A 23924-nucleotide genomic window follows, 5' to 3' on the forward strand; every position below is an offset into this window, starting at 1 on the left:
CAGCGGCCGCCGCGATGTGTGGCTGCGCGAATGCATGCAACGTGCACCAGCATGCGCACGCGAGTGCGTGGGGCAGCACGCTGCCGACCTCGGACGCGAAGGGCTTCTGGGGCGCGTTCGGCTGTTCGTGCTGGGCGGTCTGACATGTCGACGACGATCGGCCGGTACAGCCCCGCGTGGATCCGTGTCCTGCTCGCGCAGCCGTGGGTCGGCGCGCTGGTCCGGCTTGCACTCGTTTCCGCCTTTCTGATCGGCGGCGTCGCGAAGGCGCTCGACTTCGACGGCGCGGTTGCGGAGCAGGCGCATTTCGGCCTGCATCCGCCTGCGCTATGGGCTGCACTGGCGATTGTCGTCGAGATCGGCGGTTCGCTGTGCGTGGTGTTTCGCCGCTTCACGTGGCTCGGCGCCGGCAGTCTCGGCGTGCTGACCGTCGTCGCGATGCTGGTGGCGAACGACTTCTGGAACCAGACGGGCGCAGCGCGCTTCATGGCGCTCAACGGTTTCTTCGAGCACTTGGGCCTCATTGCAGCGCTCGTCCTCGTCACGATGCTGGGCGATGCCCGGGATACGCAAGGGGACGGTCGCGCCTGAGGGCATGAGCCGCGCATTGCGACGGAACGCAGATTCGATCACCAGGCGGCTTTTCCCCGTTGCGCCTTTGAAAGAGGCGCAACGGGGCTTCCTTTGCGCGACGCGTTGCAGGCGTGCGGCAATTGGGGGCACGCGTGGCGTTGCCCATCGTGCTCACCGGCGAAATCACTTTTGATCTGAAATCACGAATCGGCGGCCGATTCCGTCGCCAGCCTTGTCGGGCGGGGCCGCCGCGCGAACGGACCCTCCGGACGCGATATCCGCCCACCCCTTCAGACCACGTTTTAGACCTCCAGGGACTCAACTGTGTCGAATTCCGTCTTGGACAGACTTAACCCGTCTGCCTAGACTGAACTCGCTTTCCCTCACCCCTGGAGAAAATGATGAGTCTCGAAGACACGCTGCCCGGTAACAAGATCCTTGGTTTCGGTACTGCCCCGCTCGGCAACATGTTCCGCAACATCCCGGACGCGGAAGCGGCGGCCACCGTCGAAGCGGCATGGCAACACGGCATCCGCTATTTCGATTCGGCCCCGTTCTACGGCGCCGGCCTCGCGGAAATCCGCCTCGGCGATGCGCTGGCGAACCACCCGCGTGACGAATACGTACTGAGCACCAAGGTCGGCCGCGTGATCCTTGACGAAGTCGAGGACGTGTCGGCGCGCGATCTCGGCGAGAAGGGCGGCCTGTTCGAACACGGCCGGCCGAACCGCATCGTCAACGACTACACGGCCGATGCGACGCTGCGTTCGATCGAGGACAGCCTGAAGCGTCTGCGCACCGACCGCCTCGACATCGTCTGGGTGCACGACATCGCGCAGGACTTCTACGGCGATGAATGGCTCGCGCAGTTCGAAGTCGCGCGCAAGGGCGCATTCCGCGTGCTGAGCAAGCTGCGTGAAGAAGGCGTGATCAAGGCGTGGGGCCTCGGCGTGAACCGCGTCGAGCCGATCGAACTGGTGCTCGACCTCGCCGAACCGCAACCGGACGGCATGCTGCTCGCCGGCCGCTACACGCTGCTCGATCACGAGCGCGCGCTGCAACGCGTGATGCCGACGGCTGCCGCGCAGAACGTCGGGATCGTCGTCGGCGGCCCGTACAGCTCGGGCGTACTCGCGGGCGGCACGCACTTCGAATACCAGAAGGCTTCGCCGGAAATCCTCGCGAAGGTCGAGCGCATCAAGGCGATCGCCGCACGCTACGACGTGCCGATCAAGGCCGCCGCGCTGCAGTTCTCGATGTCGCATCCGGCCACCGTCGCGGTGATTCCGGGCGCGAGCCGTCCGGAGCGGATCGCGGAAGACCAGGCTGCGCTGAACGTGGTGATTCCTGCCGACTTCTGGCGCGAAATGCGTGAACAAGGTCTGATTGCGGCCAATGCGCCGCTGCCGACCGATCGTTGATCCTGAAAGGTGATGACATGGCACAGGCCAATGCAAGCATCGAGATCACGGCTTCGGCCGACACGGTCTGGACACTGATCGGCGGCTTCGGGTCGCTGCCCGACTGGCTGTCGTACATCCCGGCGAGCGAGCTGAGCGAGGGCGGTCGCGTGCGCAGCCTCGCGAACCCGGACGGCGACGCGATCGTCGAGCGGCTGGTCGCCTTCGACGACGCGGCACGCAGCTACACGTACGCGATCCTCGAAGCGCCGTTCCCGGTCGTGAACTATCGCTCCACGCTGCGCGTGCGCGAGAACGGCGCGAACGCGGCGACGGTCGAGTGGTCGGGCACGTTCACGCCGGATGGCGCGACCGACGACGAAGCGATCCGCCTCTTCCGCGGTATCTACGAAGACGGTCTCGCCGAACTGGCGAAGCGGTTCGCGGCGTGACGGTGTCGTGGCGTAGCGGCGCGATCGCGTGACGGTGTGACGATGTCGCGCGCGGTGAACGGGTGCCGGTCGTGTCGGCACCCGCCGACGCCGTGTGTCGTGGCGGGTTTTCATCCGTGACGACGCGCGGCACCGGCGCCGCCGCGCGTGCATCGTCAATCGTCGTATGAACGTGCCGAGCCGTCGTCGGCGTTGCGGTCGCACCGTTCGTCGTCCGGCCGCCGCGGCGGCATGCGATGGACGCGGAACCTGCCCGCATGCGGTGGCGGGGCAACGACCGATAACGCGCGGTTATACCGGTATCACATCCTGTCAATTGTCGCGCGGGGGCGGACTCCGTATGCTGGCCCATTGCGCGGCTTTCCGGCGCATTTCGGACGTGCGCGTCAGTCGGTGCGCCGCCGGCGCACGCGGCGGCACCCGAGCCCGGCATCGAGCGCCCCGCTGCACGGATTCGAACCGCCCGGCCCACTCACGGCGACGCGACACGCGCGCCGGCACGACAAACAACACACAACACCTATGCGAGCCCGTGATCGCACGGCGTTCGCCCCCGATCCATCTACAGAGGAAACGAACATGACACTCGCAGGCAACCTGCTGATCGGCTCGCGCGCACGGCGCGGCACGAACGGCGACACATACGCGGTCAACGCATCCAGCGGCGAACGCATGGCGCCGGCCTTCGGCGGCGCGAGCAGCGTCGATCTCGATGAAGCATGCGCGCTCGCCTGGGCCGCGTTCGACACGTATCGCGAAACGCAACCCGAAGCGCGCGCGACGTTCCTCGAGACGATCGCGGCGAACATCCTCGCGCTCGGCGACGAACTGGTCGAGCGCTGCGTCGCGGAAACGGGCCTGCCGCGCGCCCGCGTCGAAGGCGAGCGCGGCCGAACGGTCGGCCAGCTGCGGATGTTCGCCGACGTGGTGCGTGCGGGCGACTACCTCGACGCGCGCATCGATCCGGCGCAGCCGGCACGCCAACCGGCGCCGCGTCCCGACCTGCGCCTGCGTCATATCGGCCTCGGGCCGGTCGCGGTGTTCGGCGCGAGCAATTTCCCGCTGGCATTCTCGGTCGCGGGCGGCGATACGGCGTCCGCGCTCGCGGCCGGCTGCCCGGTGATCGTGAAGGCGCACCCGGCGCATCCGGGCACGTCGGAACTGGTCGGGATCGCCGTGCAGCGGGCGGTGAAGACGTGCGGGATGCCGGAAGGCACGTTCTCGCTACTGTTCGACACCGGCCTCGAGATCGGCAAGGGGCTCGTGCGCGATCGGCGCATCAAGGCGGTCGGCTTCACCGGTTCGCGCCATGCCGGCACCGCGCTGATCGCACTTGCGAACGCGCGGCCCGAGCCGATCCCCGTGTACGCGGAAATGAGCAGCATCAATCCGGTGCTGCTGTTCCCGAACGCACTCGACGCGCGCGGCGACGCGATCGCGCAGCAGTTCGTGCAGTCGCTGACGCTCGGCGCCGGGCAGTTCTGCACGAATCCGGGGTTAATCCTTGCCGTGGACGGGCCGGCACTCGAGCGCTTTACCGCCGCGGCGGCGGAGCGGCTCGCCCAGGCCGCGGCGGCGACGATGCTCACGCCCGGCATTCATCAGGCCTTCGAGCGTTCGGTGGCCGCGCTCGCGCAGCATCCGCAGGTGCGCACCGTCGCGCGCGCGCATGCGCCGGCCGGCGCGAACCAGGGGCAGGGCGCGCTGTTCTCGACGAGCGCGGACGCGTTCCGCGAGTCGAAGGCGCTGCATGAGGAGATGTTCGGCGCGGCGTCGCTGATCGTCCGCTGTCCGGACCTCGACACGATGCGCGATCTGATCGAGTCGCTGGAAGGGCAGCTGACGACGGCGCTCCATATCGACGAAGCCGACTACGCCGCCGCGCGCACGTTCCTGCCGGCGCTGGAGCGGCGCGCGGGCCGCGTGCTCGTCAACGGTTTCGGCACCGGCGTGGAAGTCGCGCATGCGATGGTGCACGGCGGCCCGTATCCGGCCACCGCGGACGGGCGTACGACGTCGGTCGGCAGTCTCGCGATCCGTCGTTTCCTGCGGCCGGTCTGCTATCAGGACATGCCGGAGGCGCTGCTGCCCGATGCGCTGAAGACCTCGAACCCGCTGGCGATCAACCGGCTGATGGACGGGAAGGTCACGCTCGCGAACTGACACGCGAGCGGGGGGAAGCCGGCATCAGGTATCGCGCATGCAATCGCATGCGGACCGCTGCCGGCGCGATCGATTTCAGCCGGATTCGTGTGCGGGGATGCGGACGGCACGATAGATTCCCTGCCTTTGCCGGCGATCGCGCCCCCCCCCCGTCACGTCACTCGACCGTCGCGACCACATCCTCGCCGGTCAGAATCTCGCGAAACACGCCGACCAGCGGCCGCAGGTTGACCTTGTGCCACGCGGCCCACAGCGGCGTGCGATAGCTGAACCACGGCAGCTCGCGCAGCACGACGCCTTCCGGCACCTGGTGACGCAGGCTCTGCTGGATCATCGTCACGCCGAGCCCGGCGGCGACGAGCCCGAGCGCCGCGAGCGGCTCGCTCGCCTCGACGGAAATATCCGGCGAGAAACCGGCCTTCGCGCACGCGGCGACGAACGCGCCGTGACGCGGCGCGCTTTCCTGCTGCGTGACCCCGATCCACGGCTGCGTCGCGAGATCGTCGGCCACAAGCGTCTTCTTCTTCGCGAGCGGATGGCCTTCGGGCAGCGCGAGCAGCATCGGATCGTTCAGCACGCGCATCGATTCGAGTTCCGGATCGTCGGGCGCGGGCGGCTCGGTCACGAGCGCGATGTCGAGACTGCGCTCGCGCAGGCCTTCGAGCTGCGCGGCGGACGTGTAGTTGTACAGCGCGATGTGGACGGCCGGGCGGTCCGCGCGCAACGTCTTCAGCGCGCGCGGCAGCACGCCCGAGTGCGTGGCCGTTTCCAGGTAGCCGATGCAGAGCCCGCCTTCGTCGCCGCGGCCGAGCCGGCGCGCGAGCGATTCCAGCCGGTGCGCATGGCGCAGGAACGCCTGCGTCTCGCTGAGGAACGTGCGGCCGTCGCGCGTCAGACGAATGCGCTGCTGGCTGCGTTCGAACAGCGTCAGCCCGAGCTTTTCCTCGAGCTGCGCGATCTGGCGGCTGAGCGGCGACTGCGAAATGTGCAGCCGTTCGGCGGCGCGGCCGACGTGTTCTTCCTCCGCGACCGCGATGAAATATTGAAGCTGACGGATGTCGAGCATATAAGACCTAAAGGGACTCAAGTTTGATGAATTATGTCTTGGACAGACATAACCATGCAACCTAGACTGGACGCACTTTTCCGTGACCTGTGGAGAAATGCATGCGTCTCAAAGCCACGCTGCCGGCCGACAACACGCTCGGTTTCGGCGCCGCCCCGCTCGGCAACATGTTCCGCGACATCCCCGACGACGAAGCCGCCGCGACCGTCGAAGCCGCGTGGGCGCGCGGGATCCGCTACTTCGACACCGCGCCGTCGTACGGCGCAGGGCTGGCCGAGTCGCGTCTGGGCGACGTGCTCGCCGGCCATGGGCGCGACGACTACGTGATCAGCACGAAGGTAGGCCGCGTCGTGCTCGACGAAATGGAAGGCGCGAGCGCGCGCGACTACGGCGAGAAGACCGGAATCTTCGCGCATGGCCGCGCGAACCGGCTCGTCAGCGACTACACGGTCGACGCGACGCTGCGCTCGATCGAGGGCAGCCTGAAGCGCCTGCGTACCGATCGGCTCGACATCGTGTGGGTGCACGACATCGCGCAGGACATCTACGGCGACGAATGGCTCGCGCAGTTCGAAGTCGCGCGCAAGGGCGCGTTCCGCGTGCTGGGCAAGCTGCGTGAAGAAGGCGTGATCGGCGCGTGGGGGCTCGGCGTGAACCGCGTCGAGCCGATCGAGCTCGTGCTCGATCTCGACGAACCGCAGCCGGACGGCATGCTGCTGGCCGGCCGCTATACGTTGCTCGATCACGAGCGCGCGCTGCAGCGGGTGATGCCGGCGGCAGCCGCGCGAGGCGTCGGGATCGTCGTCGGCGGCCCGTACAGTTCGGGCGTGCTGGTCGGCGGCGCGCACTTCGAATACCAGAAGGCTTCGCCGGAAATCGTCGCGAAGGTCGAACGCATCAAGGCGATCGCCGCACGCTACGACGTGCCGGTCAAGGCGGCCGCGCTGCAGTTCGTGCTCGCGCATCCCGCGGTCGCGTCGGTGATTCCCGGTGCGAGCCGTCCGGCGCGCATCGCGGAAGATGTCGACGCGCTGAACGCGACGATTCCGGCCGACTTCTGGCGCGAGATGCGCGAGCAGGGGCTCGTCGCCGCGAACGCGCCGCTGCCGATCGATCGCTGATCGTGCCGGTCGACGCGAGTCGATAAAAAATGCCCGCGCAAGCGGGCATCGTCGGGACGGTGCGGTGCGGCGCGCCGTTCGGGCGCGCGCTTGGCCGTTCAATTAGAATCTCTAACAAAATGAACGGATGGGGCTGCCAACCTGCCGCACGCTCCGCTCACCACTTCGTTGTTTCGCTGACGACGAGACCACGGCAAAACCGATACTCGATGGCGCATTGCCGTCACTGATCCAACTGCTGCGATATTTCGTGCGCGAATGACCGGTTTAGCACTTGCGTGCCGTTGCGGTCATCGCTGACAAAGGCTACGACTCGAACGCCTTTGTGGAGAGTATCCACTCTCCGCGTGCGAAGGCCGTCATCCCGCTTCGCTCGAACAGAAAACCAAGCGTCGCTATAGCCGCGTGCTGTATCGGATGAGCTTTATCGATGATCGCTCTGCCCCTGAACAAGCCGCTTGACTTCCTCGATCACCTCGTCTGACAGCGTCTCGGGTACGCCCCAGTAATCGAAGATACCGCCATCCGCATGATTTTGTCCGCACGTCACAAATACGCCGGTGCCAAATCGATTCTTGAGATGGGTAGCCAGCCAGCCAACGAAGCCACTATTGTCTGCCCCTGCCGGGAAGTGGAATCGAAAGATGCCGAACTGTTCCTGGTGTGAACCGTCACTCGGCACAAGCTGACTCCACACGTTGTCGTCTCGCACCAAGGCAAGTGCGTCGGCCCGCACAGCGCTTGGGAATTGATCCAGCGGAAATTCAATGAACGTGTACGTGCCGGAGTAAATCCGTAGGCGTGCCTCGGTGATTACGCGTCGAAGGCGACGCTCAGTTTGTTCGACGGTCTCACGTGAAATATCAACCATGTCTACTCCGAGAATGAGGCGGTTACAGGTCAGATCATCAATGCAAGCAGAAACGAACTTCATCCTACCAGCATGTGACGCAATCACCGGCGAATAGTCGCCCGAACCGAGCGGACCGGATAACCCGACAACCCGCACAAATGTAAACAGACCCTGGAGCTGCCCGGAGCAGGCGTTTGGCGGACAGACAGGTCGCTCAACATCACCCTGCACTCGAATCGTCGATCGCGGCCAGCGCCTGCCCTGTCATTCCGACTTCGATGGCGAGGCGACGAAGCGCATGCCAGCCAAGCCTTGTGGAGCCGGCTACTGCTGCATCACGGCGCCTGCGCTGGCACCGATGACAAACAACGTGCCGATACTTTGCAGCAGGGTCATGGGCTGCCCGAGTACCGCAAACCCGATTGCCGAGGCAATCGCAGGCTCGACGCTCATCAGGATGCCAAACGTCGACGCCGTCATGCGCCGTAACGCAATCATCTCCAGAACATAAGGCAAGAGCGGGACGAGCACGGCGAGACCGGCAGCGTCGATCAATTGTCCGGCCGGAAAATGCCCGCCGCTTTCCGCGAGGCCGAATGGCGCGGTCACGAGCGCCGCGACGATCAGCGACGTGGACAGGCCTTGCAGACCATCGAACAGCGACCCCACGCGCTTCATCATCAGGATGTAGGCGGCCCATCCGAGCGCCGAGCCGAGCGGGAATACGAGCGCCGCAACGGGCACGATCCACATGTCGTCCTGGCGCGCGAGCAGCACGATTCCTGCCAGGGCGAGCGCGGGCCACGCAAGCATCCGGATCTTGCGTACGCCGATGGTCGCGACGCACAGCGGCCCCAAGAAATTGATCGCGACCGCGAGCCCGAGTGGCACGCGCTTGACCGCCTCGAAGAAGCACAGTGTCATGCAGGCCATCGCGCAGCCGAGCGCGATGGCGGCGATCCAGCGCTGCCGGGAATAGCGCCGGACGGGCGGGCGCACGATCACGGCCAGCGCGAAGGCGGCGAAGCACAGGCGCAGCCAGGTCGTGCTGAAGGTTCCGTACTCGATCATCGCGGGCCGCGACAGCGCAGCGCCGAGCTGGACGCTGCACATCGACACCATGGCGAGCCCGGGCGCCAGAGCCGCTTGGAAGCGTCGTGTCCGCGACGCGCCAAACGCCGCATTCGCCGTGAACGCGTCGCGCGCAACCGGTGTGGAAGCGGTCGTGTGCCGGCCGGCCCGGATGCTTCCGGTTTCTTCGTTCATGCAGTGCTCCATGATGGCGATGCGGCGATGTTAACCACGCATGTTCGTTTGGTATAAGCTCGAATTTTTTATGGGCGCTTCAAGAATATTTATGGCTCGGGATCTCGACAGCGGCTTGTTGCGCACCTTTCTGATCGTGGTCGAAACCGGTAGCGTGAGCGAGGCGGCGCAGGCGCTGCATCGCACGCAGGCCGCCGTCAGCATGGCATTGCGCCGGCTGGAAGAATCGGTCGGGCAGCGCCTGCTCGAACGTTCGCCACGCGGCATCAAGCCGACAGCGGCGGGCAGCGTGTTGCTGCCTTACGCGCAGCGCATGCTCGACATCGGTATCGCGGCGCGCGCTGCGCTGAATGCAGGTGAGATCTCAGGGACGGTCCGGCTCGGCCTCCTCGAGGACATCGCTGTTGGCCATCTGCCGCACACGCTGCGTGATTTTGGCGCGTCGTTCCCGAATGTCGCCGTGGAGATCGTCGTCGATTCGAGCAAGGCGCTGTCGCAGGATTTCATGAATGGCTCGCTCGATTTCGCGATCATCGACCCGACGTTCATCCATGCGGAACCGCTCGTGCGGTGGCAGCATCCGCTGTTCTGGGCGGCTGGCCTTGCGTATGACGGAGATGTCCGCCACGGTCCATTGCCGTTCGTCGCATTCGGCGGTGCGTGCCCGTGGCAAGACAGGCTGTATGCGTCATTGCGCGATGCTCGGGTCGCATGGAAAGTCATCTGCACGAGCACGAGCCTGGCCGCCATTCAATCCGCAGTCGAGGCAGGGCTGGGGGTCACGGTCCTGCTCGAATGGAACGTCCGGCGCGATTCGATGCGCGTGCTCGATCCGGCTGCCACCGGATTGCCGCACCCGCCATCGGCGGAATTCGGCTTGTTCAGCCATGCGGATGGCAGCGATCGCATGTCGGCGGTACAGGCCCTGCAGCGCTTTCTCCTTCGCGAGTTGCGCGATGCCGCAACGCTCCAGGAAGCGCTCACACAATGAGTTTGGAAGCCGTCGCCGGCAGATGATGCAAGCGGCGATCTTCATGAACGCTTCGTGGATCGCCGCGAGGCGCTCGAACCGGATGTGCAGTCGCCCGAAGTTGTGCAGCCAGGCTGTTGCCAGTCGCGCGGTCTGCGCCAGCAGCTCATGCCCGAGCCGCAGCCCGTTTCCTGCGGAAGCATCTTCCAGGAAATGCCGGACTGCGGCACGAACCCAACGGCATCGCGAACGCGGCGCTGCTGCGTTCGTGATCGACTTCAACCGCTCCGCGTGTCCGACGCTCTACCGCGACATCGCGGCGGCGTCCGGCCGCGTTCTCGCCGATCAAGTAGGCAGCGGCTGCTGTAGCGTCTCGACGAGCATGCGCGCACCGGGTGTCAGGTGCGCGAAGGTGCGGGCCACCACGCCGAACGGCTCGTCGAGCGCGGGGATCGCGACCGGCAGGCACGCGACGAGGCCGAAGCGTTCGCCGAACTCGGCGACTTCGCGCGGAATCACCGCGACCAGTTCCGGGTTCGCCTGCAGCAGCGTCAGCGTCGCGAACGTCGACGCCGTCTCGATCGGATAACTCGGCACCTCGATGCCGGCATCCGCGAGCGCACGTTCGAGCGCGAGCCGCATCGGCGTGTTGACCGGATACGCGACCCATTTCGCGTCGGCGAGATCGCGCAGCGTCAGCGCGTCGCGTTCGGCCAGCGCATGCGTGCGCGCGGTCACGACCGCGAGCGGTTCGGACTGCAGCGGGATAGAGTCGTAGGCTTCCGGGCGCCGGTTGTTGTCGTTGCGGCAGATCGCGAGATCGATGCGGCCGTCGTCGATCAGGGCGAGCAGGCTCGCGCTGGTGCCTTCGACGATCTCGACCGACAGGTGCGGCTGGCGGCGGCGCAGGTCGGTCAGCGCGCGCGTGAGCAGCGGCACCGCGCCCATGATCACGCCGACGGCCAGATGGCCGCCATGCCCCTGCGTGATCGCGAGCACTTCGGTATGCAGGTGTTCGAGGTCGCTGTAGATGAGGCGCGCATAGCGCGTGACGCAGCGGCCGAGGTCGTTCGCGACGAGGCCTTTCGGTTGCCGCTCGAACAGCGGCATGCCGAGGATGTCCTCGATCTCGCGCAGCACCTTGGTCGCGCCGGGCTGCGAGATCGCGATTTCTTCGGCGGCCTTGTGCAGCGAGCCGTGGTTTTCGAGCGCGATCAGCAGCTTGAGCTGCTTCAGGCGAAGGCGCGACGCGATGTTCGCGAGAGAGGGAACGGCCAGCGGTTTCATGGCGACGACCAAACCGAAAGCGGCGATTATAGCCCTGCCGGGCCGAAAACGATCTTGAGGATCGCTAATGCAGAACTGGTCAGCGCGCGTGCGGTGAAGCGGCCCCGCACGCGTCGCGGCCCGTGATGTCCGTCGTCAATTCCCGTACATGTCGAAGTCGAAGTATTTCGACTGGATCCGGTTGTACGTGCCGTCGCCGCGGATCTGCGCGATCGCGCGATTCAGTGCGTCGCGCAGGTCCGCATCGGCCTTGCGCACGCCGGCCGCATCGCCGTTGCCCATGATCTTCGGGTCGAACACGACCCCGCCCGCGAACGAGAAGCCCTTGCCGCGCGGCGTCGCCAGGAAGCCGAGCTGGCCCTGCACCGCATCCATCAGCACGCCGTCCACGCGGCCGGTCACGAGATCCGCATAGGCCTGGTCGTAGCTCGGATACGGCACCACCTCGACCTTCGCCGCCGCCCATTTTTCGCGCGCGTAGGTTTCCTGGATCGTCCCCTGTTCGACCGCGACCCGCTTGCCGGCGAGCTTCGCGGCGTCGGGCAGCAGCCCGGAGCCGGTGCGCGCGATCAGGCGCGTCTGGTTGCGGTACAGGCGATCGGTGAAGTCGATCTGCTGGCGGCGCTGTTCGGTCGCGGCCATCGACGACAGGATCACGTCGAACTTGCGCGCCTGCAGCCCGGGAATCAGCCCGTCGAAGCTGCTCGACACCCACACGCATTTCGCGTTGAGCTTCGCGCACAGTGCGTTGCCGAGATCGATGTCGAAGCCCTGCACGCTGCCGTCGGTCGCGGTCGATTCGAACGGCGGGTAGGTCGGGTCGACGCCGATGCGGATCGTCGTCCATTCCTTCGCCGAGGCGAGTGTCGCGAAGGCCATCGCCGCCGCGGACAGCAGGATCGTGATGCGCGTCTTGTTCTTCATGGTCAGGCTCCGTTCGTGTGGGCAAGCGTGGGTGTGCGCGGGCCGCGCTTCAGCTCGGGAATTCGCCGCGCCGGAAATCGTTCGACAGTTCGAGGGTGTCGGCCATCTCGCCGACGGTGACCGGTTTGATCGGCGCGCGGATCCGGTAATGGCCCACATCGCCGACGCCGCGCTGCTGCACGTCGGCAATCAGTTCGCCGACCGTCGTGCCGCACCAGCGTCCCTGGCACGGGCCCATCCCGCAGCGCGTGAATGCCTTCATCTGGTTCGGCCCCTGGCAGCCGAGCGCCGCGAGCGCGCGGATCTCGCCGGCCGTGACCTCCTCGCAGCGGCAGACGATCGTGTCGCCGTCGGGGCGGCGCTGCGCGGCCGGCGGCGTGTACAACGCGTCGAGCAGCGGGCGCACCGCGAGATGGCGGCGCCACGCCCGCAGCGCCGGGCGCTCGCGTTCGGCTTGCCGGCGACGATCGAGTGCGCCGAGCGCGGCCGCGATGTCGAGCGCCGACACTTCGCCCGCGCGAGCCGCGGCTTGCGCGCCGCCGATGCCCGCACCGTCGCCGGCGATCCATACCTGCGCGACGCTGCTGCGGCCGCGTGCATCGCAGGTCGGCCGCCAGCACGCCGCGTGTTCGTCCCATTCATGCGCGCAGCCGAGCGAGCGGGCGAGTTGCGTCGACGGAATCACGCCTTGATGCAGCAGCACGAGCGACGTATCGAGCGATTGCACGATGCCGTCCGCGTCGCGAAAGCGGATGCGTTCCGCGTGGCCGTCGCCGTCGATACCGATATCGGTTGCGCCGCGATAGACGGGAATGCCTGCGTTACTCACCGCGCGCAGCATGCGCCAGCCCTTGAGCAGATAATCGGCGCCGTGCAGCGCCGGCAGCGCATGCGGGAGCGCGCGGCGCCACGCATCGCGCGGCGTCGTGTCGACCAGCGCGCGCACGCGCCGGCCCGCATTCAGCAACTGCGCGGCGAACAGCCACAGCAGCGGGCCGCTGCCCGCGAGCACGGTGTCGGCCGACGGCGCGAGCCCCGCCGATTTCAGCAAGGTCTGCGCGGCGCCGACGCCCATCACGCCCGGCAGCGTCCAGCCGCGCACCGGCCACGGGCGCTCCTGCGCGCCGGTGGCGATCAGCACCGCGCGTGCGCCGATGTCGAGCGTGCCGCCGGATGGACCGCTCTGCGTGAGCATCGCGACCGGCTCCGGTTCGAACGCGACCTGCCACACCGTGCTGCGCGGCAGATACTGCGCGCCGCTCGCGAGCAGGCCGTCGACGAGCGGCCGGCCGGCCGCGTAATCCTTGCCGAGCCAGCGCGCGAGATCCGCGGGCACGTCGGCGACGTTGCGATAGATCTGGCCGCCGGGCGCGCCGCCCTCGTCGGCGACGACGACCGACAGCCCGGCCGTGCGCGCGGCCGCGGCCGCCGCCATGCCGGCCGGCCCGGCGCCGACGATCAGCAGGTCACACTGGCGGCGCGTCATGCGAGCCTCGCCTTGCCGTGCATCGCTCGCACCTGCATGCCGTCGTGCACGGGCGTCATGCAGCCTTGCACGTTCGGCACGCCGTCGACTTCGACGAGGCAGTCGAAGCACACGCCCATCATGCAGAACGGGCCGCGCGGCGCGCCGCTCACGGCGCTCGCGCGGCAGGCGAGGGTGCCGGCGGCGAGCAGCGCGGCCGCGACGCTGTAATGGGCGGGCACGTCGTGCGGCGCGCCGTCGATGTGGATGCGCACGCGTTCGCGCGTCGCGGCGGCGGGGACGATGGAATCAAACATGCCGGGTATTCGTGGGCGCGGCGAAGCGCGCGGTGTTGAAGGCGGACAGGTCGGCGGGCGCGGCTTCGCCCGCGATCCACGGCGCGACGAGATCGGCATGCGCGGCCGCGAGCGTCACGCCGCTGTGGCAGAGCGCGACGAACGCGCCGGGATGCGTGGCCGACGCTTCGTAGACGGGCAGGCCGTCGGGCGTCATGATGCGCAGCGCGCCCCACGCGCGCACGACGCGCGCCTGCGCGAGCGCCGGGAACGCGGCGCGGGCGCGGCGCGCGATATCGACCATCGCGGGACGCGTCTGGCCGTCGTCGAAGCCGACGTCTTCCGCCGAGTCGCCGAGCAGCACCGAGCCTTCCGGCGTTTGCCGGACGACCAGCGTCGGATAGTCGAGAAACGGTGCAAGCCGCTCGGTGACCATGATCTGGCCGCGCAGCGGCGAGATCGGCGCGTGCAGGCCGACCATCGGCGCGAGCCGCGCGTTGTCGAGGCCGGCCGCGAGCACGACGCGCCCGGCCTCGAGGCGGCCTTCGCGCGTGTCGATCTCGAAGTGTCCGGCACGCGGACGAATCTCGTCGACCGCGTTGCGCGGCAGATAGACGCCGCCGCACTGCACGAACGCCTGCAGCATCGCGCGCAGCGTGTAGAGCGGATTCGCATGACCGTCGTTCGGCGACCACAGCGCGCCGGCCAGCGCCGGCGACGCGGCGGGAATCCGCTTGCGCAGCGCGGCCGGATCGAGCACTTCGTACGACAGCGCCGCATCCTGGCGATGCAGCGACGCGAGCAGATCGGTCGCGCTGGCCAGCTCGGCGTCCTGCTCGAACAGTTCGATGCCGCCCGGGCGTTCGAACCCGCAGTCCACGCCGGTCTCGCGCCGCAGTTGCGCGGCGAACGCGCCCCAGCGCGCGGACGATTCGCACGACCAGCGCGCGTAGGGCAGGCAGCGTCCGCCCTTGCCCTGCACCCACACCAGCCCGAAGTTGCCGCGTGCCGCGCGAAACGCGATGTCGTCGCCGTCGCACACGGCGACGCGCTTGCCGACGCGCGCGATGCCCCACGCGAGCGCCATGCCGACGAGGCCGCCGCCGGTCACGACGACGTCGAAGCCGCGCACGGTCATGTGCGGCTCCGGCGGCATCGGGTTGATGTGTGCGTGTTATGGGGCATGGTGGCGCGATTCCTTGCGTGTATGACGTTGCTGAACCGATGTTCGGGCAGGCAAAATAGACTGTCCAATACAGCTTGATCAACGATCCATAATCCAGTGTTATGACCACGCCTTCACTCAGGATTCGTCAGATCGAAGCATTCCGCGCGGTGATGCAGCGTCACACCGTCACGCGCGCGGCGCGCGATCTGCATATCTCGCAGCCGGCCGTGAGCAGGCTGATCGCCGACCTCGAGGATCGCGTGGGCTTCGTGCTGTTCGAGCGCCAGCAGGGGCGCTTCACGCCGACCGCGCAGGCGCGCGTGCTGTACGAGGAAGTCGAGCGCGCATTCGTCGGGCTCGATCGCGTCGCGCAGGCCGCCGAGCAGATCCGCGCGATGCGGCGCGGCACGCTGCGCGTGGCCGGCTCGCCGGCGGTCGCACTCGACCTGCTGCCGGAACTCGTCACCCGCTTCGCGGGTGCGCATCCGGGTGTCGACATCACGCTGCTTGCGCACAGCGCGTCGACGGTCGTCGACAAGGTTGCGTCGGGGCAATGCGACGTCGGGCTGATCGCCGAGCCGGTGCCGCATCCGGCGGTGCGCGGCGAGCGGCTCGCGGAAAGCGCGATGTGCTGCATCGTGCCGCGCGGGCACCGGCTCGCGCGCAAGCGCGTGGTGCAGCCGGCCGACCTGCGCGACGAATCGTTCATCTCGTTTCCGCCGAGCTTCGAGGCGCGCAGCGCGATCGACCGCGTGTTCGTCGAGGCCGGCGTGTCGCGCGTGCTGTCGATCGAGGCGCAGTTGTCGCAGACGATCATCGCGTTCGTCGCGAATGGTGCGGGCGTCGCGCTGATCGATCCGGTCACGGCCGCGTATGCGGGCCATCGCGTGGCCGTCAAACCGTTCGAGCCGGCCGTGCCCGATCACTTTTACCTGGTGACGTCCGCGTCGCAGCCGCTGTCGATGATCGGCGACGCGTTCTGCGCGGATCTGCGGGAGGCGTTTGCGCGGATGCGGGATCGGCGCGACGCATGAGCGGGAGAGCGGGGGAGCGGAGGAGCGGATCGCGATTGCGCCGCACCGATTGGCCGTTGCCCGTCGATCATGCTCGGCCCGTATCGCAATGCAGGCAGGTGTTTGCCCACACGTAGCGGCGTGTTGCGGTTGCTCGGGCGAGCACACAAGCGAGCGTAGGGTGCCACTACGCTCGCTTTAGCGCTCCTTGCGAGCGGCTTCATCGACGCGATGACGTGCATTGCCGAAGCACATGATCGGCGCTCGATGAGCGTGTTGCCGCTGATCGAGCCGCGGCGTTATCCGGAATGGTTCATTCCTGAATCAGGAATCGATTCCGGTTCTTGGCATCCTTGATCCATGCGGGCGCGCGGCCACGGCCCGACCAGGTTGCGCCAGTCTTGGGATCGCGATACTTCGCATTCACGGTCGCCGGCTTTTTTGCCGTCGCTCGATCCCGACGAACACCGAAGATGTCTTTTTCGGTAATTCCGTACTCCGCGACCTTGGTACGGATGTCTTCGATTACAGCCTGGAGCTCGGTGAGACGGGCGGTTTCCGCTTTCTCCGCCAGCGCGTCCATTTGAGCCTTCAGTTCCTTGTATGTAGCCATGCTTTCCTCCGCGGGTTGTACTGCAAACATGATATGCGGCTTTTTGCCAAAATGATAATGATTGGCTATGCCTAATTCGCCAAGTTTAAAGCAAATCGAATTCGTCCTGTTGTGCCGTGGATCTCCCTTGCCTTCGGCGCGAAGAAATGTCCGGCTATCGAATTCTATTTTCATATGATGTGAGTTTCGCTGCCGATTGCACTGCCTGCGACTGGAAATCGGCGATGAATCCGTTTGCCATCGTGTCCGGCGAGCGATTCGCTCTATCGGCAAGACTGTTAAGCACGTCGATCATGCGTGTCGCCAAAAGCAGAGCAGAACCGGAAGGCTACAACATGGTGACCGAATTGCAACGGAAAGCAGGCAATGGCGTCGCGAAACGAAAGCTGATGTAAAGAGACGCCCGGTCTATGACTTCGCCAAAGGCGGCGGGGCGGCCGCGCTTACTCGAACGACGGGTTTTCGTGCTCCGTTTGGCGAAATTGCTTTACGAACGGGGCCCGGATTTCGCGCTCAAGGTTCTTGTGGTGACCACGACGCCGGGTTGGGAAGAAAACAGACGAGCGCAAATTTGCGACATCCTTTCAGATGAGGCGAGGCTTGCGGTTATTCAGCGTATGGCGGCAGCGCAGCAGCCTGAAATCGTAGACCAGACAGCGTCCACAACGGTGATTGACGAAATTGCGAGATTTGCTCTGGAATTCCGGATCGAGTCGAAGCGTTTAAGGCAGGGTGCGGCGAAAACGCTCCGTACGAGGATCTTATCTTCCGCCGGCGATCGATTACCTCGCTGTCAGACCGCGTGATCAACCGCTTTTCCCGTGCGTTTTCGCAGCCACGTTGCGGCCGATGATCGTCCGAGAGGGCGGGCATACCCTACATCAGGTAGCAGGACGCGATCGGCGGAAAGCTCCCGCCGAGCCCGTCCTCGCCATTCATGCACTCCGCGTGTCACGCGATCGAGCTTGAGGAACGCGCGGCACCTCCCGCGCGCGGGCGGGAAGATCGTACGCGTTGCCGCTCGAGTTCGGACTCGTGCTTGCGCTCATGCTAATGCACACGCACACGCTCAGGCGAGCGCGGTATCCGTAGTGCGGGAGGCCGACACGCCGGCCCCGCTGGACGAAGACGTACCCGCCAGCGCAGCGCCGGCCAGACGCCGATAGCGCGCGAGCGCCCACAGCGGGAAGTACGCGGTATAGCCGTGATACTTCAGGTAGAAGATGCGCGGAAAGCCCGGCGCATTGTGCGAGCGGTGCCACCAGAAGCCGTCGTCCTGCTGCACCGATTGCAGATACGCGATGCCGCGTTTCACCGAGTCGGATTCGCAGTCGCCGAACGCCATCTGCGCGAGCAGCGCCCACGCGGTGAAGTTCGACGTGCTTTCGCCCGCATTGGTGCCGGCGAGCGCCGGGTCGATGTAGCTGTCGTTCGTCTCGCCCCAGCCGCCGTCCGCGTGCTGACGCGCGCGCAGCCAGGCCAGCGCGCGGGCGATGTACGGCTGCGCGGGGTCTTCGCCCGCGAGCGCGAGCCCGGCCAGCACGCTCCACGTGCCGTAGATGTAGTTCGTGCCCCAGCGGCCCCACCAGCTGCCGTCGGGCTGCTGCGTGCGCTTCACGTAGTCGATCGCGCGCGCGAGCGACGCGCGGTCGGCCGCGCGCTTCGTGACACCGAAGCACAGCAGCACGCGGCCCGATACATCCTCGGTCGGCGGATCGAGCAGCGCGCCGTGATCGGCGAACGGGATCGCGTTCAGGTACATGCGGTCGCAGTCGGCGTCGAACGCCGCGAAGCCGCCGTTGCGCGATTGCAGCCCGCGCATCCAGTCGAGTGCGCGTGCGACGCGCGCCGCATACGGGTGCGAGCCATCCGCGTTGCGGTGCGTGCGGCCACGGCGGTCGAGCATCGCGGTGACGACCGCGGTGTCGTCGATGTCGGGGTAGTACGGGTTCGCATACTGGAACGCCCAGCCGCCCGGTTGCGTGTCGGCGGGCGCGTTCTCGATCCAGTCGCCGCGCAGGTCGTTCACCTGGCGCTCGGCGAGCCAGTCGTATGCGCGGGCGATGCGTGCGTCGAGTTCATTCAGTGAGCCTGCCGGCTCGCCGGCGTCGGGCGCGGCCACGCCACGCGCCTGCTCGAGCGCCATCGTGCTCCACGCGGTGTCCCATACCGGCGACAGGCACGGCTGGCAGTACACGCTGCCGTCGGGCCGCGTGACCAGCAGCTTTTCGAGCGCGTTCTCGCAGTCGCGGCGCAGCGGATGATCGTCCGGGTAGCCGAGCACGTCCATCATCTGGTAGCTGTACACGATCGGCGGAAAGATCCCGCCGAGCCCGTCCTCGCCGTTCATGCGCTCCGCGCACCACGCTTCCGCATGCCGGATCGCACGTTGCCGCAGGCGTTTCGGCAGCAGCGGCTCCACGTGACGCACCACGCGATCGAGCGCGAGGAACGCGCGGCGCATCCCGCGCGCGGGCGGAAAGTATTGGCGTTCCTGGTCGGGCGGCGTGACGAACAGCTCGGGGATCGCGATGTTGCGCGGGTTGCGCGCACGCGCCTTCAGCGAGCACAGCACGAGCAGCGGCACCATCGTCGTACGTGCCCAGTACGCGACCTTGTACATCGAGATCGGCACCCACTTCGGGAACAGCACGAATTCGACCGGCATGAACGGCGCCGCGCGCCACGGCACCTGGCCGAAGGTCGCGAGCAGGATGCGCGTGAACACGTTCGCGCGTGCCGCGCCGCCGAGCTTCAGGATCGCGTCGCGCGCGCGGACCATGTGCGGCGCCTGCTCGCTGTCACCGGCGGCCTTCAGCGCGAAGTACGCCTTCACGCTGCACGACACGTCCGGATCGCCGTCGACGTACAGATCCCACCCGCCATGCGTGTCGAGCCGCTGGATCGCGCGCAGGTAGCGCGCCATCTGCTCCTGACGCGCGTCGTCGATCTTGTCCATGAAATGCATCATCAGGATGTATTCCGCGGTGATCGTCGCGTCGGATTCGAGTTCGAAACACCAGCTGCCGTCGGGCTGCTGAAGACGCATCAGCGCGTCGCGGCCGCGGGCGATCGCGGTGTCGAGCGCGGACCAGGAGGAGGGGGCGGGTTTATTCATGCGGCGGATCATACCATCCAGCCGGAATGTTTATATCGAGACCGCGGGTGCTAACATCGCCGCCATGAAGAAACGCCCCGAACCCGCTTTGCACGACATCCCCGCGCCCGTCGACACGGCCGAATCGGCCGCCCCGCAGGCGTCCGGCGCACCGGCTGTGCCCGGTTCTGCGCCTGATTCCACGCCCGTCGCCGGCGTGCGGCGTAAAAAGGCGCCGGAACAGGTGCGCGCGCAACTGCTGGAAGCCGCGTCGGAAATCGCGACCCATCACGGCGTGGCCGCGTTGACGCTCGACGCGGTCGCCGAGCGTGCAGGCGTGACGAAAGGTGCGCTGCAGTATCACTTCGCGAACAAGCAGGGCTTGCTCGACGCGCTGTTCGGGCAGGCGACCGAGCGCTTCGCGACGCAGATGGCCGCACGCCGCGCGGCCGATTCGCACGGCGACGGCGCGGCGGCGCGCGCATATCTGCATGCGGTGCTCGACACCGCGCAGCCGGCCGCGAGCACCGACGTGCTGCGCGTGCTGGTCGCGTCGATGATCACCGAGCAGGAGACGCGTGCGCGCTGGTCGGTGCCGATGCGCGAGTGGACGCGGCCGGACCCGGTGCCGCTCGAACGGGCGGCGACGCTGATGATCTGCCGGCTCGCGGCCGACGGGCTGTGGATCTCGGAGCTGCTCGACAGCGTGGAGATTTCGGCGGAACTGCGCGCGGAGATCGTCCGGCAACTCGACCGGATGACCGCGGCCGAGCCGGCGGGCACCGGCAAGATCAAGGGTGAGCGCGGCCGGCGCCGCTGAGTATTCGGTCGCCGGACAGCGCGACGAGATCGGCATACGCCGCACGCCCGTCTTCGCGAAGACCGCCTTGCTCTGGCTGAGCACGGTGCGAATCTGTACGCCGTTGCATGCCGCGTGCTCGGCCGGCGCCAGGCCGCCGGCTATACCGGTCGCGACGGCCGGTTCCGCGCGGATGAGCGAGAGCGGACGCCGGTGCCGGTGCGCGCGTCGCGCACGAAGCAGTTCGCCGCTCGCGCGTCGGCGAGCGCCATGAGGGCCTCGAGCGCGACGTCCGACTGTTCGGGATCGACGGCGGCCGTGCAGAGCGCCGCGATCGACTCGTCGGCAGCGCAAATCCTCGCGTCCCCGTTCCCCGTTTGCCGCACGCGCTACGTTGCGCGTGTTGCCGCATCGCGTTCGCCGGATCTGGCATGCCGGCGTGTCGCACGGATGCGGTGCGGTCGACTTCTGCAGGCATCCTCAATTTTGGGGATGCCATCGTGAGGCGGAGTGTCTACGATCGGCAACGAAGAGAGGGGCCGTGGACGTGACGCGTGCGGTACGACATCGATCCGACGATATGAAGAAAATCGTCGTGCTGCCGGGTGTTTTTCTGACATACGACGCGCGTACCGTGAAGCGAAACGAGGACGACGCGTCGAGCAAAAGGACCATGCGGCGACGCGCCGATGAAGACAGGCCGGGTGCTCTGTTTCGGGGAGTGGCAAGCACATGCTGACGAGAGACTATGTGGAGCGCGAGCTCTCTCATATCGAGAGAATGGTCGCGCTGCTGGAAAGCGATACCGATACCGGCGCGGCGGTGATGCCGGTTGCGATGCGCGTGAGTCACCCGAGTTACTGGCGCGAGCGGATCGAGGCGCTGCTGGCGATCCCCGGCATGCCGCGCCATCTGACGAAGCTCGGCAATGCGCTGCTCGCGAGGATCGACGGGATGGAGTCGCGGCCGGCGCCGGCGAAGCCCTGAACGGATGGACACGCGCGGCCCGGGACGTGCCGCGCCCGCCCGCCTGTATCCATTATCGAGATAGTCCATATTCCGGATATCGCGTTGCGGGATAGCACGCGTCGCCGCCACACTTGCGCAAAATCAATCCCAACCGGAGACATTCATGCGTACGCAAGTCGGCATCATCGGCGCCGGGCCCGCGGGCCTGCTGCTTTCCCATCTCCTTCATCTGCGCGGTATCGAGTCGGTCGTGCTCGAGTCGCGCAGCCGCGAACAGATCGAATTCACCATCCGCGCCGGCGTGCTCGAACAGGGCACGATGGACGTGCTGACCGAATCGGGCGTCGGCGACCGGATGAAGGCGGAAGGCGCGCTGCATCACGGGTTCGAACTGGCATTCGAAGGCAAGCGCCGCCGCATCGATTTGACCGAACTGACCGGCAAGGCGATCACCGTCTATGCGCAGCACGAGGTGCTGAAGGATCTCGTGGCCGCGCGCGTGGCGGCCGGCGGCGCGCTGTACTTCAACGTGTCCGGGACGACGATTGCCGGCATCGAGACCGATGCGCCGTCGATCCGCTTCGTGCACGACGGCGTCGAACAGACGCTCGACTGCGACTTCGTGATCGGCTGCGACGGCTCGCAGGGCGTGTCGCGCACGATGATCCCCGCCGCCTTGCGGCAGGACTACGAGCGCGTGTTTCCGTTCGGCTGGTTCGGCATTCTCGTGGAGGCGCCGCCGTCGTCGGACGAGCTGATCTATGCGCGCCACGAACGCGGCTTCGCGCTCGTCAGCACGCGCTCGCCGAACGTGCAGCGCATGTATTTCCAGTGCGACCCGAAGGATTCGGTCGACCAATGGTCCGACGATCGCATCTGGGCCGAGATGCACGCGCGCGTCGACTCCGCCGATGGCCGGCAGGTCGTGGAAGGGCGGATTTTCCAGAAGAACATCGTCGGCATGCGCAGCTTCGTGTCGACCACGATGCAGCACGGCCGCCTGTTCCTCGCCGGCGACGCCGCGCACATCGTGCCGCCGACCGGCGCGAAGGGCCTCAACCTCGCGGTGTCGGACGTGCGCATCCTGACGTCCGCGCTGCAGGCGTTCTACGACGAAGCGCGCACCGACCTGCTCGACGCGTACAGCGAAACCGCGCTGCGCCGGATCTGGCGCGCCGAACACTTCTCGTACTGGATGACGCGCATGATGCATCGTCTCGACGACGCGTCGCCGTTCGAGCAGCGTTTGCAGGTGGCCGAACTCGAGCACGTGACGACGTCGCGCCCGGCGGCGATGGCGATGGCCGAAAATTACGTCGGCGCGGTCGCGGTCTGACGCGCGGCGATCGAGCGGGCTGTTGCGGTCGCGGCTTTCGGGAGCCGCAACCGCGCGCATCGCCCGCACCGCGCCCGTTTACGAGCGGCCCGGCATCAGGTCGCGATGGGCCGCTTCCCTGAACTCGCCCGGCGTCAGGCCGGTCTGCTTGCGGAAATAGCGGCTGAAGTATGCGCTGTCCGCAAACCCCATCTCGTGCGCGATCTGCTTCACGCTCAGATTCGAATAAACCAGGTCGCGCTGCGCTTCGCGAATCAGATGCGCGTTGACGACCGCCGTCGTCGAGATGCCCAACTCCTCCCGGCACACGCGCGCAAGCTGCGCGGCCGTCAGACCGAGCCGGTCCGCATAGAATTCCACCGGCCGATGCTCGCGAAAATGCGTGTCGATCAGTTCGCGAAACCGCCGCAGCAACGTGGCGCGCCGATCGGTGCCGGCATGCGACGGCGCGGCCGCGAGATCGCTCAGGCGCGCGACATGCACGATCAACGCCACCAGCAACGCCATCCCGGCCGCGCCGCGCCCGCGTGAGGTACTGCGGAATTCCTGTTCGAGCAATGCGAACAGCGGCATCAGCATCGACGCGCTCGCGTCCGGCTCCTTGACCGGAATCACCGCCGCGCGTTGCAGGATCGACAGCGCGCCCGGCGCGGCGGTCTTGACCAGCGTTTCGAGCGCGCGCTGCACGACCGTGATCACGAGGCCGTCGATCTGCGGCGAGAACTCGAACGCATGGACCGTCTGCGCGGGCAGCACCACGAGGCACGGCGGCGCGAACGTGTGCTTCCCGCTCTCGATCACGACATGCCCCTGCCCGCCGCGGATGTACAAAATCTGCAATAGCGCATCGTGACGGTGCGCGGCGATATGCCAGTCGTTCGGCTGGCTGCGCTCCGGTATCCATTCGAAGTTGAACGCGTCGTACCAGGGCGGACGCGCCGATTCGCCATACAGATCGTAGTTAGGGATTCTCCTCATGCCGCGCGGCCTCCTGTGTACAAATTGTCCTGTTGCTTGCGGCGTTTGTCCAATTTTCGCGCGATGCGCGCTTCTATACTTTTCCCATCGACGTAGCGCTTGCCACTGACGCAGC

Annotated in this window: 23 protein-coding genes and 3 pseudogenes; 13 read left to right on the forward strand and 13 right to left on the reverse strand. The window is 67.0% G+C overall.

Annotated features, from left to right (window positions below):
* The first annotated feature begins 144 nt into the window (after nt 1-144).
* The 4 genes from DID99_RS31905 to DID99_RS31920 all read left to right on the forward strand — a co-directional run bounded on the left by DID99_RS31905 (nt 145) and on the right by DID99_RS31920 (nt 4588).
* Complete coding sequence (locus DID99_RS31905) at nt 145-591, forward strand: DoxX family protein (RefSeq protein WP_124489415.1); 447 nt, start codon at nt 145-147, stop codon at nt 589-591.
* A gap of 383 nt (nt 592-974) precedes the next feature.
* Nucleotides 975-1994, forward strand: a complete 1020-nt coding sequence (locus DID99_RS31910; RefSeq protein ID WP_124668313.1) for an aldo/keto reductase — start codon at nt 975-977, stop codon at nt 1992-1994.
* Nucleotides 1995-2011: 17 nt separating this feature from the next.
* Nucleotides 2012-2425 carry an SRPBCC family protein gene (locus DID99_RS31915; RefSeq protein WP_124668314.1) on the forward strand — a complete coding sequence of 138 codons (414 nt, stop codon included), beginning with the start codon at nt 2012-2014 and terminating at the stop codon, nt 2423-2425.
* A 579-nt stretch (nt 2426-3004) separates the two neighbouring features.
* Nucleotides 3005-4588, forward strand: a complete 1584-nt coding sequence (locus tag DID99_RS31920) for an aldehyde dehydrogenase (NADP(+)) (RefSeq protein ID WP_124668315.1) — start codon at nt 3005-3007, stop codon at nt 4586-4588.
* A gap of 157 nt (nt 4589-4745) precedes the next feature.
* On the opposite strand, the gene DID99_RS31925 is transcribed toward DID99_RS31920, so the two are convergent.
* Nucleotides 4746-5654, reverse strand: a complete 909-nt coding sequence (locus DID99_RS31925; protein WP_124646688.1) for a LysR family transcriptional regulator — start codon at nt 5652-5654, stop codon at nt 4746-4748.
* 101 nt (nt 5655-5755) lie between these two features.
* On the opposite strand from DID99_RS31925, the gene DID99_RS31930 reads away from it, so the two are divergent.
* Nucleotides 5756-6775 (forward strand): aldo/keto reductase, encoded by a 1020-nt coding sequence (locus tag DID99_RS31930; protein ID WP_124668316.1) that lies wholly within the window; start codon nt 5756-5758, stop codon nt 6773-6775.
* A 271-nt stretch (nt 6776-7046) separates the two neighbouring features.
* A pseudogene (locus DID99_RS31935) lies at nt 7047-7148 on the forward strand (IS5/IS1182 family transposase); the annotation flags it as partial.
* 51 nt (nt 7149-7199) lie between these two features.
* On the opposite strand, the gene DID99_RS31940 reads toward DID99_RS31935, so the two are convergent.
* Nucleotides 7200-7646, reverse strand: coding sequence for a DUF6196 family protein (locus DID99_RS31940; protein ID WP_124489411.1), 447 nt, complete (start codon nt 7644-7646; stop codon nt 7200-7202).
* A gap of 306 nt (nt 7647-7952) precedes the next feature.
* On the reverse strand, nt 7953-8894 hold the full coding sequence (locus DID99_RS31945; RefSeq protein WP_124668317.1) for a DMT family transporter: 942 nt from the start codon (nt 8892-8894) through the stop codon (nt 7953-7955).
* A gap of 91 nt (nt 8895-8985) precedes the next feature.
* Between DID99_RS31945 and DID99_RS31950 the strand changes: the two genes are divergently transcribed.
* A complete protein-coding gene (locus DID99_RS31950; protein ID WP_124668332.1) occupies nt 8986-9885 on the forward strand; it encodes a LysR family transcriptional regulator in 900 nt (299 codons plus the stop codon).
* Here the strand turns inward: DID99_RS31950 and DID99_RS38055 are convergent.
* The 7 genes and pseudogenes from DID99_RS38055 to DID99_RS31980 all read right to left on the reverse strand — a co-directional run.
* Nucleotides 9877-9999, reverse strand: a pseudogene (locus DID99_RS38055) (IS5/IS1182 family transposase); the annotation flags it as partial. The gene DID99_RS31950 and the pseudogene DID99_RS38055 overlap by 9 nt on opposite strands.
* A pseudogene (locus tag DID99_RS38060) lies at nt 9993-10097 on the reverse strand (IS5/IS1182 family transposase); the annotation flags it as partial. The pseudogenes DID99_RS38060 and DID99_RS38055, both read right to left, overlap by 7 nt.
* Nucleotides 10098-10209: 112 nt before the next feature.
* Complete coding sequence (locus DID99_RS31960; protein ID WP_124668318.1) at nt 10210-11151, reverse strand: LysR family transcriptional regulator; 942 nt, start codon at nt 11149-11151, stop codon at nt 10210-10212.
* A gap of 135 nt (nt 11152-11286) precedes the next feature.
* On the reverse strand, nt 11287-12075 hold the full coding sequence (locus tag DID99_RS31965) for an ABC transporter substrate-binding protein (RefSeq protein ID WP_044847144.1): 789 nt from the start codon (nt 12073-12075) through the stop codon (nt 11287-11289).
* Nucleotides 12076-12124: 49 nt separating this feature from the next.
* Nucleotides 12125-13561 carry an NAD(P)/FAD-dependent oxidoreductase gene (locus DID99_RS31970; protein ID WP_124668319.1) on the reverse strand — a complete coding sequence of 479 codons (1437 nt, stop codon included), beginning with the start codon at nt 13559-13561 and terminating at the stop codon, nt 12125-12127.
* Nucleotides 13558-13857: a (2Fe-2S)-binding protein gene (locus DID99_RS31975; protein ID WP_124668320.1), complete on the reverse strand. Its 300-nt coding sequence runs from the start codon at nt 13855-13857 to the stop codon at nt 13558-13560. Before DID99_RS31975 ends, DID99_RS31970 begins: the two co-directional genes overlap by 4 nt.
* Nucleotides 13850-14974: an FAD-binding oxidoreductase gene (locus DID99_RS31980; protein WP_124668321.1), complete on the reverse strand. Its 1125-nt coding sequence runs from the start codon at nt 14972-14974 to the stop codon at nt 13850-13852. Before DID99_RS31980 ends, DID99_RS31975 begins: the two co-directional genes overlap by 8 nt.
* A 149-nt stretch (nt 14975-15123) precedes the next feature.
* On the opposite strand from DID99_RS31980, the gene DID99_RS31985 reads away from it, so the two are divergent.
* On the forward strand, nt 15124-16038 hold the full coding sequence (locus DID99_RS31985; protein ID WP_124668322.1) for a LysR substrate-binding domain-containing protein: 915 nt from the start codon (nt 15124-15126) through the stop codon (nt 16036-16038).
* 292 nt (nt 16039-16330) lie between these two features.
* Here DID99_RS31985 and DID99_RS31990 read toward each other — a convergent pair whose 3' ends face one another.
* Nucleotides 16331-16630, reverse strand: a complete 300-nt coding sequence (locus tag DID99_RS31990; RefSeq protein ID WP_124668333.1) for an H-NS family nucleoid-associated regulatory protein — start codon at nt 16628-16630, stop codon at nt 16331-16333.
* Between the two features lie 224 nt (nt 16631-16854).
* Between DID99_RS31990 and DID99_RS37465 the strand changes: the two genes are divergently transcribed.
* Both DID99_RS37465 and DID99_RS31995 read left to right on the forward strand, forming a co-directional pair.
* Nucleotides 16855-17025 carry a hypothetical protein gene (locus tag DID99_RS37465; RefSeq protein WP_185643569.1) on the forward strand — a complete coding sequence of 57 codons (171 nt, stop codon included), beginning with the start codon at nt 16855-16857 and terminating at the stop codon, nt 17023-17025.
* A 15-nt stretch (nt 17026-17040) separates the two neighbouring features.
* A complete protein-coding gene (locus DID99_RS31995) occupies nt 17041-17436 on the forward strand; it encodes a hypothetical protein (protein ID WP_124668323.1) in 396 nt (131 codons plus the stop codon).
* Nucleotides 17437-17699: 263 nt separating this feature from the next.
* On the opposite strand, the gene shc is transcribed toward DID99_RS31995, so the two are convergent.
* Nucleotides 17700-19760, reverse strand: coding sequence for a squalene--hopene cyclase (gene shc / locus DID99_RS32000; RefSeq protein WP_124668324.1), 2061 nt, complete (start codon nt 19758-19760; stop codon nt 17700-17702).
* 52 nt (nt 19761-19812) lie between these two features.
* Here shc and DID99_RS32005 point away from each other — a divergent pair, with 52 nt between their 5' ends.
* From DID99_RS32005 to DID99_RS32020, 3 genes are all read left to right on the forward strand, one after another.
* Nucleotides 19813-20547: a TetR/AcrR family transcriptional regulator gene (locus tag DID99_RS32005; RefSeq protein WP_124668325.1), complete on the forward strand. Its 735-nt coding sequence runs from the start codon at nt 19813-19815 to the stop codon at nt 20545-20547.
* 711 nt (nt 20548-21258) lie between these two features.
* Entirely contained in the window at nt 21259-21513 is a 255-nt protein-coding gene (locus DID99_RS32015) for a hypothetical protein (RefSeq protein ID WP_124489403.1), read from the forward strand.
* 145 nt (nt 21514-21658) lie between these two features.
* Nucleotides 21659-22831, forward strand: a complete 1173-nt coding sequence (locus DID99_RS32020) for a 4-hydroxybenzoate 3-monooxygenase (RefSeq protein ID WP_124668326.1) — start codon at nt 21659-21661, stop codon at nt 22829-22831.
* 78 nt (nt 22832-22909) lie between these two features.
* Here DID99_RS32020 and DID99_RS32025 read toward each other — a convergent pair whose 3' ends face one another.
* Nucleotides 22910-23809, reverse strand: coding sequence for a helix-turn-helix domain-containing protein (locus DID99_RS32025; RefSeq protein WP_124668327.1), 900 nt, complete (start codon nt 23807-23809; stop codon nt 22910-22912).
* Nucleotides 23810-23924 lie beyond the last annotated feature (115 nt).

This window comes from Burkholderia sp. Bp8986 (assembly GCF_003854225.1).
Taxonomy (GTDB): Bacteria; Pseudomonadota; Gammaproteobacteria; order Burkholderiales; family Burkholderiaceae; genus Burkholderia.